16 protein-coding genes are annotated in these 14339 nt (G+C 72.1%); 6 read left to right on the forward strand and 10 right to left on the reverse strand.

Features of this window, described 5'->3' with window-relative positions; all coding sequences use genetic code 11:
- Together ACWJ6R_RS15745 and ACWJ6R_RS15750 are read right to left on the reverse strand one after the other, a co-directional pair.
- Positions 1 to 1558: molybdopterin oxidoreductase family protein (locus ACWJ6R_RS15745; RefSeq protein WP_449062937.1), on the reverse strand; the 1558-nt coding region annotated here is incomplete at its 3' end.
- 145 nt (positions 1559 to 1703) lie between these two features.
- Positions 1704 to 3026, reverse strand: coding sequence for an MFS transporter (locus ACWJ6R_RS15750; protein ID WP_449062938.1), 1323 nt, complete (start codon positions 3024 to 3026; stop codon positions 1704 to 1706).
- 238 nt (positions 3027 to 3264) lie between these two features.
- On the opposite strand from ACWJ6R_RS15750, the gene ACWJ6R_RS15755 reads away from it, so the two are divergent.
- Together ACWJ6R_RS15755 and ACWJ6R_RS15760 are read left to right on the forward strand one after the other, a co-directional pair.
- The gene (locus ACWJ6R_RS15755) at positions 3265 to 3744 is read left to right on the forward strand and encodes a peptide deformylase (RefSeq protein ID WP_449062939.1); all 480 of its coding nucleotides are present in this window, start codon (positions 3265 to 3267) and stop codon (positions 3742 to 3744) included.
- Between the two features lie 319 nt (positions 3745 to 4063).
- Positions 4064 to 4267, forward strand: a complete 204-nt coding sequence (locus ACWJ6R_RS15760; RefSeq protein WP_449062940.1) for a cold-shock protein — start codon at positions 4064 to 4066, stop codon at positions 4265 to 4267.
- Between the two features lie 120 nt (positions 4268 to 4387).
- Here ACWJ6R_RS15760 and mshC read toward each other — a convergent pair whose 3' ends face one another.
- The 6 genes from mshC to ACWJ6R_RS15790 all read right to left on the reverse strand — a co-directional run bounded on the left by mshC (position 4388) and on the right by ACWJ6R_RS15790 (position 8650).
- The gene (gene mshC / locus ACWJ6R_RS15765; RefSeq protein ID WP_449062941.1) at positions 4388 to 5611 is read right to left on the reverse strand and encodes a cysteine--1-D-myo-inosityl 2-amino-2-deoxy-alpha-D-glucopyranoside ligase; all 1224 of its coding nucleotides are present in this window, start codon (positions 5609 to 5611) and stop codon (positions 4388 to 4390) included.
- 89 nt (positions 5612 to 5700) lie between these two features.
- Entirely contained in the window at positions 5701 to 6039 is a 339-nt protein-coding gene (locus ACWJ6R_RS15770) for a hypothetical protein (RefSeq protein WP_449062942.1), read from the reverse strand.
- Positions 6036 to 6443, reverse strand: a complete 408-nt coding sequence (locus tag ACWJ6R_RS15775) for an NRDE family protein (RefSeq protein ID WP_449062943.1) — start codon at positions 6441 to 6443, stop codon at positions 6036 to 6038. Before ACWJ6R_RS15775 ends, ACWJ6R_RS15770 begins: the two co-directional genes overlap by 4 nt.
- Positions 6444 to 6608: 165 nt before the next feature.
- Positions 6609 to 7370 carry an SCO1664 family protein gene (locus tag ACWJ6R_RS15780; protein WP_449062944.1) on the reverse strand — a complete coding sequence of 254 codons (762 nt, stop codon included), beginning with the start codon at positions 7368 to 7370 and terminating at the stop codon, positions 6609 to 6611.
- The gene (locus tag ACWJ6R_RS15785) at positions 7367 to 7942 is read right to left on the reverse strand and encodes a DUF3090 domain-containing protein (RefSeq protein ID WP_449062945.1); all 576 of its coding nucleotides are present in this window, start codon (positions 7940 to 7942) and stop codon (positions 7367 to 7369) included. Before ACWJ6R_RS15785 ends, ACWJ6R_RS15780 begins: the two co-directional genes overlap by 4 nt.
- Before the next feature lie 9 nt (positions 7943 to 7951).
- Entirely contained in the window at positions 7952 to 8650 is a 699-nt protein-coding gene (locus ACWJ6R_RS15790; protein WP_449062946.1) for a histidine phosphatase family protein, read from the reverse strand.
- Between the two features lie 65 nt (positions 8651 to 8715).
- Here ACWJ6R_RS15790 and ACWJ6R_RS15795 point away from each other — a divergent pair, with 65 nt between their 5' ends.
- Positions 8716 to 9660, forward strand: coding sequence for an aldo/keto reductase (locus ACWJ6R_RS15795; protein WP_449062947.1), 945 nt, complete (start codon positions 8716 to 8718; stop codon positions 9658 to 9660).
- Positions 9661 to 9839: 179 nt separating this feature from the next.
- Entirely contained in the window at positions 9840 to 10703 is an 864-nt protein-coding gene (locus ACWJ6R_RS15800) for a hypothetical protein (protein ID WP_449062948.1), read from the forward strand.
- Positions 10704 to 10811: 108 nt separating this feature from the next.
- Here ACWJ6R_RS15800 and fabI read toward each other — a convergent pair whose 3' ends face one another.
- Entirely contained in the window at positions 10812 to 11576 is a 765-nt protein-coding gene (gene fabI, locus ACWJ6R_RS15805) for an enoyl-ACP reductase FabI (protein WP_449062949.1), read from the reverse strand.
- Between the two features lie 106 nt (positions 11577 to 11682).
- Positions 11683 to 12387, reverse strand: coding sequence for a beta-ketoacyl-ACP reductase (locus ACWJ6R_RS15810; RefSeq protein WP_449062950.1), 705 nt, complete (start codon positions 12385 to 12387; stop codon positions 11683 to 11685).
- A gap of 77 nt (positions 12388 to 12464) precedes the next feature.
- On the opposite strand from ACWJ6R_RS15810, the gene ACWJ6R_RS15815 reads away from it, so the two are divergent.
- A complete protein-coding gene (locus ACWJ6R_RS15815) occupies positions 12465 to 13964 on the forward strand; it encodes a TldD/PmbA family protein (RefSeq protein ID WP_449062951.1) in 1500 nt (499 codons plus the stop codon).
- The coding region (locus ACWJ6R_RS15820) for a PmbA/TldA family metallopeptidase (protein ID WP_449062952.1) at positions 13964 to 14339 on the forward strand (376 nt) is incomplete at its 3' end. The genes ACWJ6R_RS15815 and ACWJ6R_RS15820, both read left to right, overlap by 1 nt.

A 14339-nucleotide genomic window follows, 5' to 3' on the forward strand; every position in this document is an offset into this window, starting at 1 on the left:
GGTCGGCCGGGGAACCCCCGCGGCCCCCCCGCGGCCCGTCCGCGTCCGGCCCGGCCAGCCGTACGGCCAGGCCCCGCAGGACCTCCAGATCGCTGCGGACCCCCTCCGGCGCGGCGACCGCCCGGCGGCGGAGCAGGACCCGCCCCTCCAGGTTGGTCATCGTGCCCTCCTCCTCGGCCCACTGGGTGGTGGGGAGCACCACGTCGGCCAGGGCGGCGGTCTCCGACATGACGAGGTCGGAGACCACCAGCAGGTCCAGGCCCTTCAGCCGCTCGGTGACGTGCCCGGAGCGGGGCGCGGAGACCACCGGGTTGGAGCCGAACAGCAGCAGCCCGCGGGGGCCGCCCGGCGTGCCGAGGGCGTCGAGCAGCTCGTAGGCCGAGCGGCCGGGGCCGGGGATCTCGCGGGGGTCGATGCCCCAGACGCGGGCGACGTGCGCGCGGGCGGCGGGGTCGTCGATCTTCCGGTAGCCGGGGAGCTGGTCGGCCTTCTGGCCGTGCTCGCGGCCGCCCTGCCCGTTGCCCTGGCCGGTCACGCAGCCGTAGCCGGAGCCGGGCCGGCCGGGCAGTCCCAGGGCCAGGGCGAGGTTGATGAAGGCGGTCACCGTGTCGGTGCCCTTGGCGTGCTGCTCGGCGCCGCGCCCGGTGAGGATCGCCGCGCGGGCCGCGCCGCCGAGGATCTCCACGGCCAGGCGCATCTGCGCGACCGGGACCCCGGTGATCCGCTCCACCCGCTCCGGCCACCAGGCCGCCACGGAGGTGGCCACCGCCTCGAAGCCGTTCGTGCGCTCGGCCACGTAGTCCTTGTCCACGCGGCCCCCGGTGACCACGAGGTGGAGCAGGCCGAGCGCGAGCGCCAGGTCCGTCCCCGGTGTGGGCTGCAGGTGCAGGTCGGCCAGGCGGGCGGTGGCGGTCAGCCGGGGGTCGATGACGATCAGGCGGCCGCCCCGGTCCCGCATCGCGGTCAGGTGGCGGACGAACGGCGGCATGGTCTCGGCCATGTTGCCGCCCGCCAGCAGCACCGCGTCGGCCCCGGCCAGGTCGGTGATCGGGAAGGGCAGCCCGCGGTCCATGCCGAAGGCCCTCATCGACGCGGCGGCGGCCGATGACATGCAGAACCGGCCGTTGTAGTCGATCTGGCTGGTCCGCAGCGCCACCCGGGCGAACTTGCCCAGCAGGTAGGCCTTCTCGTTGGTGAGGCCGCCCCCGCCGAACACGGCCACGCCGTCGGGGCCGTGTTCGGCCTGCAGCGCGCGGATCCGGTCGGCGACGAAGTCGAGTGCCTCGTCCCATTCGACCGGCTCGCCGTGCAGGAGCGGGGTGGTGAGCCGTACACCGCCGGTGAGGAGCTCGCCGGCGGTCCAGCCCTTCTGGCAGAGGCCCCCGGCGTTGGCCGGGATGTCCTGCCGCGGGGTGATCGCCACCGTGCCGTTCCCGGTTCCGACGGCGTCGCCGTCGGTCCCGGCGGCGACGTTCATGCCGCACTGCAGGGCGCAGTAGGGGCAGTGCGTCGCCACCGGCGCCTTCACAGGCGCTGCGATGGGAAGTGAGATCGGCATGCGTCCGATGGTGCTTTCGAGCGGTTTCACCGCTGGGTCCCTCCTGTTACCGCTGTGCTACAAGCCTCTAACCGTGTTCACGTTCGCCCTCACCCGGACGTGAGCGGAGGCGGGCGGATCCGGGGGCGCGGGCGGGCGCGGGCGGTCAGACGCGGGCGGCCGCCAGGCTCGGCACCCGGCCGACGGTCCGCAGGTAGCAGGCCCAGGTGATGAACGCGCACAGGACGTAGAAGCCGGCGAAGGCCGCCAGCGCGGCGCCCGCTCCTCCGGTGGCGGCGATGGAGCTGCCGAACCCGCGGTTGATGAAGAAGCCGCCGAACGCGCCGATCGCGGAGATGAGCCCGACCGCGGCCGAGGCGTCGCGCTTGCCGACGGCCAGCGCCGCCTCGTGGGCGGGCGTGCCCGCTGGGATCCCTGCCGTGGCCTTGGCCCGGAAGATCGCCGGGATCATCCGGTAGGTGGAGCCGTTGCCGACGCCGGTGGTGGCGATCAGCAGCATGTAGGAGCAGAAGAACAGGGCGAAGCTCTGCTGGACGAGCCCCTGCCAGACCAGCGCCACCGCGCCGGCCATCGCGCCGAAGTTGACCAGCGTCACCCGCGAGCCGCCGATCCGGTCGGCGAGCCAGCCGCCGACCGGGCGGATCAGCGAGCCCACGAGCGGGCCGAGGAAGGCCAGCGTGACCAGGGAGGCCTGCTCGGGGAACTGGCTGTTGATGAGGAGGGGGAAGGCGGTGGAGTAGCCGATGAAGGAGCCGAAGGTGCCGATGTAGAGGACCGCCATGATCCAGGTCTGGGCCCGGCCGGCGATCTTCAGCTGCGCCTTGGGGTCGGCCTTGGCGACGGTCAGGTTGTCCATGAAGAAGTAGGCGCCGGCCGCGGCGGCCAGGATGAACGGGATCCAGAACAGTCCGGCGGCGGCCAGTCCGAACGCGCCGATGACCAGCGGCATGAACAGCTGCACGGAACTGACGCCGATGTTGCCGCCCGCGGCGTTGAGGCCGAGCGCCGAGCCCTGCTTGGCCTGCGGGTAGAAGTAGGTGATGTTGGCCATGCTGGAGGCGAAGTTCCCGCCGCCCAGGCCCGCGGTGGCCGCGATGGCCAGGAACACCCAGTACGGCGTGGCGGGGTCGCTGACCGCGACGGCCAGCAGCGCCGCCGGGACGAGCAGGAGCAGCGCGCTCACCACCGTGAAGTTCCGGCCGCCGAACCTGGCCGGGCCGAAGGTGTAGGGGATGCGCAGCGCCGAGCCGACCAGGTTCGGCAGGGAGACGATCCAGAAGAGCTGGTCGGTGGAGAACTCGTAGGAGCCGAGCTTGACCGCCACGATGCTCCACACCGTCCAGACGGTGAAGCCGAGGTGCTCGGCGAAGACGGAGAAGAGCAGGTTCCGCCGGGCGACCCTCTTTCCGCTCTGCTCCCAGAAACCGGGGTCGTCGGGTCGCCATTCGGTGATCCAGCGCTTCGCCATCGTTCCTCCTTCTGCTCGGTTCTTCGGGGATCCGGTCCCGAAATGTAGGAGTGAGGCGTTACGCACATTCACGTTGTGTGATGGTGCACCGGTTACGTGTGGCTAACCGCTGAAATGTGCAATGCACACGTCGCACGTCCGCAACATTGCGGAAACATGGCCGGATTTCCAGGTTGGATTGGAAATCCGTGCCGCCGGGAATCGTAGGCACATCAGCCCGCCGCTTCGGGGAGTACGCGTGACCGTCCAGCCGATCCGCATGTTCAGCGACCCCGCACTACGGACCGTGACCGATCCGGTGACCACGTTCGACCGTGAGCTGCGTCGGCTCGTCAGGTCCCTCCAGCTGACCCTGCGGGCCGGCGCGGGCCGCGCGGGCCTGGCCGCCCCCCAGATCGGCGTCCCGCTCCGGGTCTTCGTCTACGAGCTCGACGGCCGCTCCGGCCACCTGGTCAATCCACGGCTGGAGCTGTCCGAACGGAAGGTCACGGCCGACGAGGCCTGCCTGTCCGCGCCCGGCCTGTGGTGGCCGCTGGAGCGCTCCTACATGGTGACCGCGCGGGGCCGCGACATGTTCGGCAAGCCCGTCACCGTCCGCGCCCTCGGCGTGCTCGCCCGGGTGCTCCAGCACGAGGCCGACCACCTCGACGGCGTGCTCTTCTCCGACCGCCTTCCCGAGGAGGATCGTGGCCGCTTCCTGCAAAATGTCCAGTTTTGAGTTATTTGTCATTATTTGACGAGATCTTGCGCCGCCCGCCCCTTCTCCGGGCGGCGCGACCCGCGATACGGCGCACGGTACGGAAATGGGGACGTGCGGCCTGCGGATATTTGCCAGCGACCCCGGCGTCCGGTAGCTTGAAGAGGTTGCCGTCGCAGTTTTCAGGTAGCTTGTCATCGCAAGTGTTTGAGAAGTCCGTCGACAGCGGACGTTCCAGCTTTCTCCGGATGGTCTCCGCGGATGCATGGTATGGTCCGCAGTGCAGCCCCGATGCGCCGACCTGGCGTTTCGGTGAGGCTCCCAATGAGGAGAAGTAGTTTTGTCTGAAGGCACCGTCAAGTGGTTCAACGCCGAAAAGGGCTTCGGATTCATCGCTCCGGACGACGGTAGCGCCGATGTTTTCGTGCACTACTCGGCCATCAACTCCAGCGGCTACCGCAGCCTGGAGGAGAACCAGCGGGTCAGCTTCGTCACGACCCAGGGCCAGAAGGGCCCGCAGGCTGATCAGGTTCAGCCTCTCTGACGTCGGTTAGCAGCTTCACCTGAGCCCGTACCGCTCCAGCGGTACGGGCTCAGTGCTTTCCGGGGCCGGGCCCCAGAGGCCTTCCGGGGCCGAGCCCTAGAGGCTTTCCGGGTCCGAGCCCTAGAGCCGGACTCCGAGCAGCGCGTCCGCGACGTCCCTGACGAGTGCGGGCGCCTGCGGGTCGGTGCCGCCCTGGGAGAGCGCCCGCTCGGCCCAGTCGTCGATGACGGCCAGCGCCCCGGGGGCGTCCAGGTCGTCGGAGATGCGGGCCCGGACGTCCGCCAGCACCGTGTCCGCCTCGGGCCCGGTCTCCAGGCCCGAGGCCGAGCGCCAGCGTGCCAGCCGTACCTCGGCGGAGGCCGACTGGTCGGCGGTCCACTCCCAGTCGTCGCGGTAGTGGTGCGCCAGCAGGGCCAGCCGGATGGCCATGGAGTCGCTCTCCTGGCGGAGCCGGGAGACGAAGACGAGGTTGCCCCGGGACTTGGACATCTTCTCGCCGTCCAGGGCGACCATGCCCGCGTGGACGTAGGCCCTGGCGAAGGGCCACTCCCCCGCCGCGACGTGGCCCTCGTGGGCGCCGCACTCGTGGTGCGGGAAGATCAGGTCGGAGCCGCCGCCCGCGACGTCGAATCCGGTGCCGAGGTTGGCCAGCGCGATCGCGGTGCACTCGATGTGCCAGCCGGGCCGCCCCTGACCGAACGGGGAGGGCCAGGACGGCTCCCCCGGGCGCTCGGCCCGCCACAGCAGCCAGTCGAGCGGGTGCTTCTTGCCGGTCCGCCCGGGGTCGCCGCCGCGCTCGCCGAACAGGGTGAGCATCAGCTCCTCGGGGTAGCCGGAGACCGCGCCGAACTTGGGGGCCGCGGCGACGTCGAAGTAGACGTCGCCGTCGAGTTCGTAGGTGGCGCCCTTGTCGCGCAGGTTCACGATCAGCTCGGCGACCTGGTCGATCGATTCGGTGACGCCGACGTACTCCCGGGGCGGGAGGATCCGCAGCGCCTCCATGTCGGTGCGGAACAGCTCGATCTCGCGCTCGGCGAGCTCCCGCCAGTCCTGACCGGTCTGCCCGGCGCGCTCCAGGAGCGGGTCGTCGACGTCGGTGGCGTTCTGGGTGTAGTGGACCTCGTGGCCGGCGTCCCGCCAGGCCCGGTTGGCCAGGTCGAAGGCGAGATAGGTGTTGGCATGGCCCAGATGGGTGGCGTCGTAGGGCGTGATGCCGCAGACGTACATCCGCGCGACGGGGCCCGGCTGTGTGGGGACGACCTCTCCGGCGGCGGTGTCGAACAGCCGCAGCGGAGCACCAGCACCAGGGAGCCGAGGAACCTTCGGCGCAGACCACGATCTCATGTAGTGAGCCTATCCAGGGGACGGACCGCCCCGATCACCCCGGGGCGGTGGATACGGGGCGTCCATCACAACCACCGGGACCGGTCCGCTCATTCCGGCAGGACCCGGCGGAACGCCCGGGGATCACCGGGATCACCGGGATCACCGGGATCACCGGGATCACCGGCGAAGTCGTAACGGATGCCGTCGGCGGCGAGGGCGAGCAGGGTGACCGAGAGCGAGGCGAAGACCCGGCCGTCGGGGAGCTCGCGCCTGATGATCATCGCGCGGGGGTCGCCGGGCGGCAGGCCCGCCCCGGTGGCCAGGACCGCCCACTCGCCCCAGGGGGCCTCCAGCGCGGCGGGTCGCCGGGCCCCGGCGAACCGGGGGCGGAAGAACGCGACGCGCTCGTTGTCCGCACCGCGCTCCCATCCGCTGTTGACGATCATGTGGGTCCGGCCGGGAGCTCCGTACCGTCCAGAGCGGCGCCGTCCCAGCTCCACAGGCGGGCGCCCGCGGCATCGGCCAGCACGAGGTGGAAGGGGTCGTAGCCCACCAGGTCCAGGTCCGCGGGGTCGCCCCCGGCCGCGACCAGCAGCGGCAGCTCGCCGCGGGAACGGCGGATCGGCTCGGGTGCGGGCGCGCCGTGGCCGTTGAGCAGCGCGCAGGCCCGCCCGGCTCCGGGGTCGACGGCCAGCCAGGTCCCGCCGGCGAGCAGATCCCTGCCGCCGACCAGCCCGGGCCAGTGCTCCGCCGGGGCGACCCAGGGACGGCCGGTGAACTCGTCCCGGACGCCGACGAGGATCAGGGGGATCTCGGCGCCGGGGTCGACGCTGACGACAACCGTGCACATGCCCGGCAGACTACGGCAGGTCCGACAGAGCGGGCAGAACGGCCGGTACGAACCGAGTTAGGACGAACCGAGTTAGGACGAGACGGGATGGGACGAGCTGACTCGGGACGAGACGGGGCGGGACGGGCCGCGGTGGGGATCCCGGCGGACCTCAGATCGGGGGCCTCAGATCGGGGGCCAGGGGATGGCGGGCCAGTCCTGGGAGGGGCGGGGGTGCAGACCGGTGTCCAGGAGCTTGCGGACCCGCGCCCAGGTGGCCTCCACCTCGGCGAGGGTGAGGAGCTCCCGGAGCCGTCGGCCCAGGCGCCCCCGCTCCAGCTCCCGCTCCAGGCGGGCCAGGACGTTCATCGCCTCCCGCGGCAGCGGCTTGCCGCGCCACTGCCAGAGCACGGTGCGGAGCTTGTCCTCGGCGGAGAAGCAGACCCCGTGGTCCACCCCGTGGACGTGCCCGTCGGCGAGCGGGAGCAGGTGCCCGCCCTTGCGGTCGGCGTTGTTGACGACGGCGTCGAACACGGCCATCCGCCGCAGGGCCGGCTGGCGGCTGCGGATCAGCGCCATCAGGTCGGCCTCGGGATCGGTGTCGACCCACAGCTGGCACATTCCGGGGCCGAAGGGCCCGTCCCGGTAGACCGTCGGGGGGACGATGCGCCAGCCGGTCGCGGCCGAGACCTCGAACGCGGCGACCTCGCGCGCGGCCAGGGTCCCGTCGGGGAAGTCCCAGAGAGGCCGTTCACCCCGCACCGGCTTGTAGACGCAGGCGGCGGCGAGGCCGCCCAGCCGGACCGAGCAGTAGAGCGTCATGTTCGTCGCCTCGACCAGCCGGCCGGCGACCTCGATGTGACCTTCGCGGAGCAGTCGCAGAGCGGCCTCGTCGTCCAGCCCCGTCGCGGGCGGCGCGCTCAGCGTGGGCTCGCTTTCGGCACTCATTCGCCTCCTTCACCGGATGCGGTTGCACTGCCTCGGTAACCGTTGAGCCGTACGCACACGTGCCCCTCCGCGTCGAGCGGCTGGGCGCACAGCGGGCAGGGCGGGCGGCCCGCGGCGACGAGGGCCATGGCTCGCCGGGTGAAGGCCCTGGCCGTGGCGGGGCTGATGCGGACCCGCAGCACGGCGGGCTCGTCGAGGAGGGACGGTTCGAACTCCTCGTCCTCCGCGACGACCTCCTGCGCCTCGATCACCACCTGGGACGCCTCGGGGTCCCAGGCGAGGGCCATCGTGCCGACCCGGAAGTCCTCGCTGATCGGCGTGTCGAGGGGGTCGTTGTCGGTCAGGGCCTCGGGGGCGACGGCCGGCACGTGGGCGGTGCCGCCGCTGCGGCGCAGCACCTCGTCGAGCAGTTCCTCGAGGCGATCGGCGAGCGCGGCCACCTGGAACTTCTCCAGTCCGACGGTGGTCAGTCGTCCCTGGCCGCGGGCCTGCAGGAAGAAGGCCCGCGAACCCGGCTGTCCCACCGCACCAGCCACGAACCTCTCAGGTGGGTCGTAGTCGAACACCGGCATAGCCCGACCTTACGTGGTCCCGGATCCGCCGCCGACTGCGGCATCGCTCCCGGTGGGATTTTCTCCCCCGTCTTCTTCCTCCGAACCCTCCCGGGGTCGCAATCCGGTCACATCTCCTCCCACGTCGTTGAGCCTGAGGACGAAGGGGCGCATGGGGGTGTAGCGAATCACGGTGAGGGAGGCGGGATCGGCCGCTATCCGCTGGAACTGGTCCAGATGCAGACCCATGGCGTCGGCCACGATGGACTTGATCACGTCGCCGTGGCTGCAGACGAGGTAGACGGCGCGGGGCCCCAGGCGGGCGTTCCACTCCCTGACCGCGGCCACCGCGCGGTACTGGACCGAGGGCAGGGACTCTCCCCCGGGGAAGGTCACCGCGCTCGGATGGGCCTGCACCACGGGCCAGAGCGGGTCCTCGGCGAGCTCGGAGAGCGGCCGGCCGGTCCAGTCGCCGTAACGGCACTCGCCGAAGCGCTCGTCGGTCAGCACCTGCGCGCCGCGACCGGCGGCGATCGCCTGCGCGGTCTCCTGGCAGCGCTCCAGCGGGCTGGAGACGATCGCGTCCAGTCCGAGGGGGGCCAGCCGGAGCGCCAGGGCCTCCGCCTGGGCCCGGCCGGCATCGCTGAGATGCACCTGCGGAGTCCACCCGGCCAGCACCGGGCCGGTGAGAGGGGTAAGGCCGTGTCTTGCCAGCAGCAGCGTCGTCACGGCTCCAAGTCTTGCAGCAGTCACTCCCTCGTTTTTACCCGTCCGGGCGGTAACCTGGCCGGATCATGGAGCAGCGCTATGTCGGCCGGAGCGGCCTGTCGGTGTCCCGGCTCGGGCTCGGGACGATGACATGGGGACGCGACACCGGCGCCGAGGACGCCGCGGCGCAGCTTCGCGCCTTCGCCGACGCCGGGGGCACCCTGATCGACACCGCCGACGTCTACACGGGCGGGGAGGCCGAACGGCTGCTCGGCCGGCTGATCCGCGACGCGGTGCCCCGCTCGGAACTGGTGCTCTCCACCAAGGCCGTGCTCACCCCCTCCGGACGGCGTCCGCGCGACGCCTCCCGGAGGCACCTGATCGCCGCCGTCGACGCCTCCCTCACCCGTCTGGGCGTCAACGAGGTCGATCTCTGGCAGCTGCACGCCTTCGACCCCGAGGTGCCCCTGGAGGAGACCCTGGCCGCGGTGGACGCCATCGTGTCCTCGGGCCGGGCGGCCTACGCCGGGGTGTGCGACTACACCGGCTGGCAGCTCGCCGCGGCCGCCGTCACCCAGCAGGCGGTCCCCTGCCGGACGCCGATCGTCGCCGCCCAGGTCGAATACTCCCTGCTGGCCAGGGAACCCGAGCGCGACCTGCTGCCCGCCGCCGAGCACGTCGGCGCCGGGGTGCTCGCCTGGTCCCCGCTGGGGCGCGGGGTGCTCACCGGCAAGTACCGCACGGGCATCCCCGCCGACTCCCGGGCGGCGACCCCGCACCTGGCCGACTTCGTCACGCCCTATCTGGACGAGCGGTGCCGCCGGGTCGTGGAGTCGGTGACGACCGCCGCCGAGGGGCTGGGCGTCTCCCCCCTGTCGGTGGCCCTGTCGTGGGTCCGCGACCAGCCGGGGGTGGCCGCGGCCATCGTCGGCGCCCGGACCTGCTCCCAGCTGGCCGGGGTGCTGGAGGCGGAGGACCTGACGCTCCCCGTGGAGATCAGGGAGGCCCTCGACGACGTGTCGGCGGACTGAGCCCCCGGTCCTCCGCGGCGCCCCACAGAACGAGAGTCTTTCTCGCATGTCACTAGTCGATACCGAATCGCAACTTTCCGCGGAAAAGCACGGCCTTCGCACAAAACTGTCATTCGCATGGCAGACGGGGTTCAGACAGGCGTCGGCGAGGCTCCGCCGCCGGCACACGAGGGGGGACGATGCGATCTGCGATCTCGGCCGGCGCGCTGGCGCTGGCGCTGGGCGGCGGGCTTCCCGTGGTCGCGGCCGCATCCGCAAGCGTCGCCAGGGCGCCGGACTGCCCCCAGGGCGGCGGACTGCTGGGCGGGGTCACGAGCGGCCTCTGCCAGACGGTGGACGGCGTCACCGACGCCGTGGACGGCTTGACCGGCTCCTCTCTGACGCCGGTGACCGGACGGCTCGACGTCACCGCCGAGAAGGTGCTCGAGCCCGTCGGCGAGCTCGCGCCGACGGAGCGACCACGAGCCGGTGGGGGCTCCTCCTCCAGCGCCCCGCCGGGCGGCTCCGGCGGGAAAGCGGACGAAGGGCTGCTGCCCGAGGTCCTCGGTGACGTCTGCCTTCCGCTGGTGGACTCCCCCGAGTGCGCGGCCCCCGCCGTGACGACCTCCGTACCGGACCGGACCGCACGGCCGGCCGCCCCCGCCTCTCCCGCCGAGAGCCGCAAGCCTGCCCCGCCTCGCAAGGAGGACGGCGGGGAGGGGGCGGGGGTCCCGTTCCGGTCGGTCTCCCCGCGTCCGCCGGAGACGCGGACGCACACCACGGAGGTGCACGACCCGGTGCTTCCCGAGCCGTTCGCCGTCGACGCCGAGGCGCCCCGGGTGGACCCCCTCTGGCCCGGGCCCCTGACCCAGGAGCTGCAGCAGCGGATGCCCGGGGAGCGGGCCGTCACGCCCACCCGCTCGTCCGACCCGCTGGGCACCGCCCTCACCGCGGTCCTGCTGGCCGCCGCGGTCCTCGCCGTCCGGCTGGTGCACGCCAGGCGGGCCGAGGAGGAGTCCATCCCGTTCGAGCCGTTCCGGGTGGGCCGGCACCGCGTGGCCTAGAGGCCGACGTCGCCTGGAGGCCACCCGGAGCCATCCGTACGGCCGCGCGGGGCGCCGGCCGTACGGACCCTCCGGGACGGCGGCTCCCGGGACCGGGAGACCGGCGGACTAGGCGCCGATCGCGTGCACCCCTCCGTCGACGTGCACGATCTCCCCGGTCGTGGCGGGGAACCAGTCCGACAGCAGCGCCAGGCACGCCTTGGCCGCGGGGACGGTGTCGGACAGGTCCCAGCCGAGCGGGGCCTTCTCCGGCCAGCTGTCCTCGAACTCCTTGAACCCCGGGATGCTCTTGGCCGCCATCGTGCGCAGCGGCCCGGCCGCCACCAGGTTCACCCGGATGCCGTGCTTGCCGAGGTCGCGGGCCAGGTAGCGGGAGCAGGACTCCAGCCCCGCCTTGGCGACGCCCATCCAGTCGTAGACCGGCCAGGCCTTGGTGGCGTCGAAGTCGAGGCCGACGACCGAGCTGCCCTGCTTCATCAGGGGCATGCAGGCGACCGCCAGCGACTTGAACGAGTAGGTGGAGATGTGGACGGCGGTCGCCACGTCCTCCCACGGGGTGTTCAGGAAGTTGCCGCCGAGGCAGCTCTGCGGGGCGAACCCGATGGAGTGGACCACGCCGTCGAGCCCGCCCACGTGCTCGCCCACCCGCTCGGCCAGCGAGTCGAGGTGCTCGGTGTTCTGCACGTCCAGCTCGATCACCGGCGGCGGCTCGGGGAGCCGCCGGGCGATGCGCTCGACCAGGCTGAGCCGGCCGAAACCGGTCAGCACGACGGTGGCGCCCTCCTCCTGGGCCAGCCTGGCCACGGAGAAGGCGATCGAGGCGTCGGTCAGGACGCCGGTGACCAGGATCCGCTTGCCGTCGAGGATTCCCATGAATACCGTCCTTTGTGAAGTGCTCCCGCGGACGAGTCCGGGGGCTCGCGTCCGGGTGCCCGGCGCGTCCGGCCGTTCCGGCTCTTGAGATGGTCGTGCGGAGGCCTCAGTGGCCCATGCCCAGGCCGCCGTCGACGGGGATCACGGCCCCGGTGATGTAGGCGGCGTCCTCGCCCGCCAGGAAGGCGACGACCTTGGCGATCTCCTCGGGCCTGGCCTGCCGCCCCAGCGGGATGTTCTTGCGGATCTGCTCCTGGTAGGACTCCTCCAGCGCGGCCGTCATGTCGGTCTCCACGAAGCCCGGGGCGACGACGTTCACGGTGATGCCGCGCGAGCCCAGCTCGCGGGCGGCCGACCGGGCGAACCCGATCATGCCGGCCTTGGAGGCGGCGTAGTTGGTCTGCCCGGCCGCGCCGAGCATCGCCACGACCGAGGAGATGAGCACGATCCTGCCGCGCTTGAGCCGCAGCATCCCGCGGGTGGCCCGCTTGGCCACGCGGTAGGCGCCGGTCAGGTTGGCGTCGATGACGTCGGTGAAGGTCTCCTCCTTCATCATCGGCAGGAGCGTGTCCTTGGTGATGCCCGCGTTGGCGACGAGCACCTCGACCGGGCCCTGCTCGGCCTCGACCTTCCCGAACGCCGCTTCGACATCGGCCATGCTGGTCACGTCGCACTGCACGCCGAACAACCCCTCGGGGGGCTCTCCGGAGCGGTAGGTGACGGCGACGGCGTCGCCGGCCCTGGCGAGTTCGCGGGCGATCGCGAGGCCGATGCCGCGATTGCCGCCGGTTACGAGAACAGATCGAGCCATGGAGCCGACGGTATCCGTTACTTGCCGGTAGACCGGTTATCCGTGTGGGACAAGATCGCAGGTCTAGGATCGTGGACATGCGCCAGATCGATCCCGACTTCCTCGCCCTGCCCATGAGGCGGATGGCGGACGCGGCCCTGCAGCGTGCCCGTGACCTCGGTGCCGAGCATGCCGACTTCCGGCTCGAACGCGTCCGCGCGGAGACCCTGCGTCTGTCGGACGCCCGCCTGGAGGGCTCCATCGACGCCGACGACCTCGGCTACGCCGTACGGGTCGTCAAGAACGGCACCTGGGGCTTCGCCTCCGGCATCGAGCTCACGCCCGAGGCCGCGGCCGCCGTGGCCGAGCAGGCCGTCGAGGTGGCCGTCGTCTCCGCCGCCGTCAACCGCGAGCCCATCGAGCTGGCCCCCGAGCCGGTCCACGCCGATGTCACCTGGGTGTCCGCCTACGACGTCGACCCGTTCGACGTGCCGTTGCGCGAGAAGGTGGAGCTGCTGGCCGACTGGTCGGGCGGCCTGCTGAAGGACCCGCGCGTGGACCACGTCCAGGCCTCGCTGATGCAGGTCAAGGAGCAGAAGTTCTACGCCGACACGGCGGGCACCTCCACCACCCAGCAGCGGGTGCGCCTGCACCCGGTGCTGGCCGCCATGAAGACCGGCGAGGGCCGGTTCGAGGAGATGCGCACCCTGGCCCCGCCCGTCGGCCGCGGCTACGAGTACCTCACCGGCACCGGCTGGGACTTCCCCGCCGAGCTCGCCGCCCTCCCCGAGCTGCTGGAGGAGAAGCTCAACGCCCCCTCCGTCGAGGCCGGCGTCTACGACCTGGTCATCGACCCGTCCAACCTGTGGCTGACCATCCACGAGTCGATCGGGCACGCCACCGAGCTGGACCGCGCGCTCGGCTACGAGGCCGCCTACGCCGGGACCAGCTTCGCCACCTTCGACCGGCTCGGCAGCCTGGTGTACGGCTCGCCGGCGATGAACGTGACCGGCGACCGCACGGCCGCGCACGGCCTGTCCACCATCGGCTACGACGACGAGGGCGTGGCCACCAGGGAGTTCGACATCGTCTCCGGCGGCGTCCTGGTCGGCTACCAGCTCGACCGGCGGATGGCGCGGATGAAGGACCTGGGCGCCTCCAACGGCTGCGCCTTCGCCGACTCCCCCGGGCACATGCCGATCCAGCGCATGGCCAACGTCTCGCTGCGGCCCGCGCCCGGCGGCCCCTCCACCGACGAGCTCATCGCGGGCGTCGAGCGGGGCGTCTACGTCGTCGGCGACAAGAGCTGGTCGATCGACATGCAGCGCTACAACTTCCAGTTCACCGGGCAGCGGTTCTACCGCATCGAGAACGGCCGGCTGGCCGGTCAGCTCCGCGACGTCGCCTACCAGGCCACGACGACCGACTTCTGGCGCTCGATGGAGGCCGTCGGCGGCGAGCAGACCTACGTGCTGGGCGGCGCGTTCAACTGCGGCAAGGGCCAGCCCGGCCAGGTCGCGCCGGTCAGCCACGGCTGCCCCTCGGCGCTCTTCCGGGGCGTCCGCGTCCTCAACACCGTGCAGGAAGGCGGGAAGTGATGACCTCCCAGACGAGCCCCCGGATGAGCCCCCAGGAGATGGTCGAGCGGGCCCTGGAGCTGTCGACGGCCGACGACACCGTCGTCATCGCCGACTCCGGCTCCAGCGCCAACCTGCGGTTCGCGGGCAACACCCTCACCACCAACGGCGTCTCCCGCTCCGCCCAGCTGACCGTGATCTCGATCGTCGGGCAGGGCGTGGGCGTGGTCTCGCGGGCGGCGGTCCGGCCCGAGGACCTCGCCGACCTCGTCGCCGCGGCCGACCGCGCCGCGGAGGACGCGCGCCCCTCCGAGGACGCCCGGCGCTGGTCGCGGGCACCGTCGTCCGCCGACTGGGACCGCCCCCGCCGCAGCCCACCACGATCGGTCGTGTTCG

The sequence above is a fragment of the Planomonospora algeriensis genome, assembly GCF_977012225.1.

Coding starts and splice junctions, on each gene's coding strand:
- ACWJ6R_RS15785 (WP_449062945.1), bottom strand. CDS start 7,942: ATGCCGGTGTTCGACTACGACCCACCTGAGAGGTTCGTGGCTGGTGCG.
- mshC (WP_449062941.1), bottom strand. CDS start 5,611: ATGAGATCGTGGTCTGCGCCGAAGGTTCCTCGGCTCCCTGGTGCTGGT.
- ACWJ6R_RS15780 (WP_449062944.1), bottom strand. CDS start 7,370: ATGAGTGCCGAAAGCGAGCCCACGCTGAGCGCGCCGCCCGCGACGGGG.
- fabI (WP_449062949.1), bottom strand. CDS start 11,576: ATGGGAATCCTCGACGGCAAGCGGATCCTGGTCACCGGCGTCCTGACC.
- ACWJ6R_RS15795 (WP_449062947.1), top strand. CDS start 8,716: ATGGAGCAGCGCTATGTCGGCCGGAGCGGCCTGTCGGTGTCCCGGCTC.
- ACWJ6R_RS15800 (WP_449062948.1), top strand. CDS start 9,840: ATGCGATCTGCGATCTCGGCCGGCGCGCTGGCGCTGGCGCTGGGCGGC.
- ACWJ6R_RS15770 (WP_449062942.1), bottom strand. CDS start 6,039: ATGATCGTCAACAGCGGATGGGAGCGCGGTGCGGACAACGAGCGCGTC.
- ACWJ6R_RS15810 (WP_449062950.1), bottom strand. CDS start 12,387: ATGGCTCGATCTGTTCTCGTAACCGGCGGCAATCGCGGCATCGGCCTC.
- ACWJ6R_RS15775 (WP_449062943.1), bottom strand. CDS start 6,443: ATGTGCACGGTTGTCGTCAGCGTCGACCCCGGCGCCGAGATCCCCCTG.
- ACWJ6R_RS15750 (WP_449062938.1), bottom strand. CDS start 3,026: ATGGCGAAGCGCTGGATCACCGAATGGCGACCCGACGACCCCGGTTTC.
- ACWJ6R_RS15815 (WP_449062951.1), top strand. CDS start 12,465: ATGCGCCAGATCGATCCCGACTTCCTCGCCCTGCCCATGAGGCGGATG.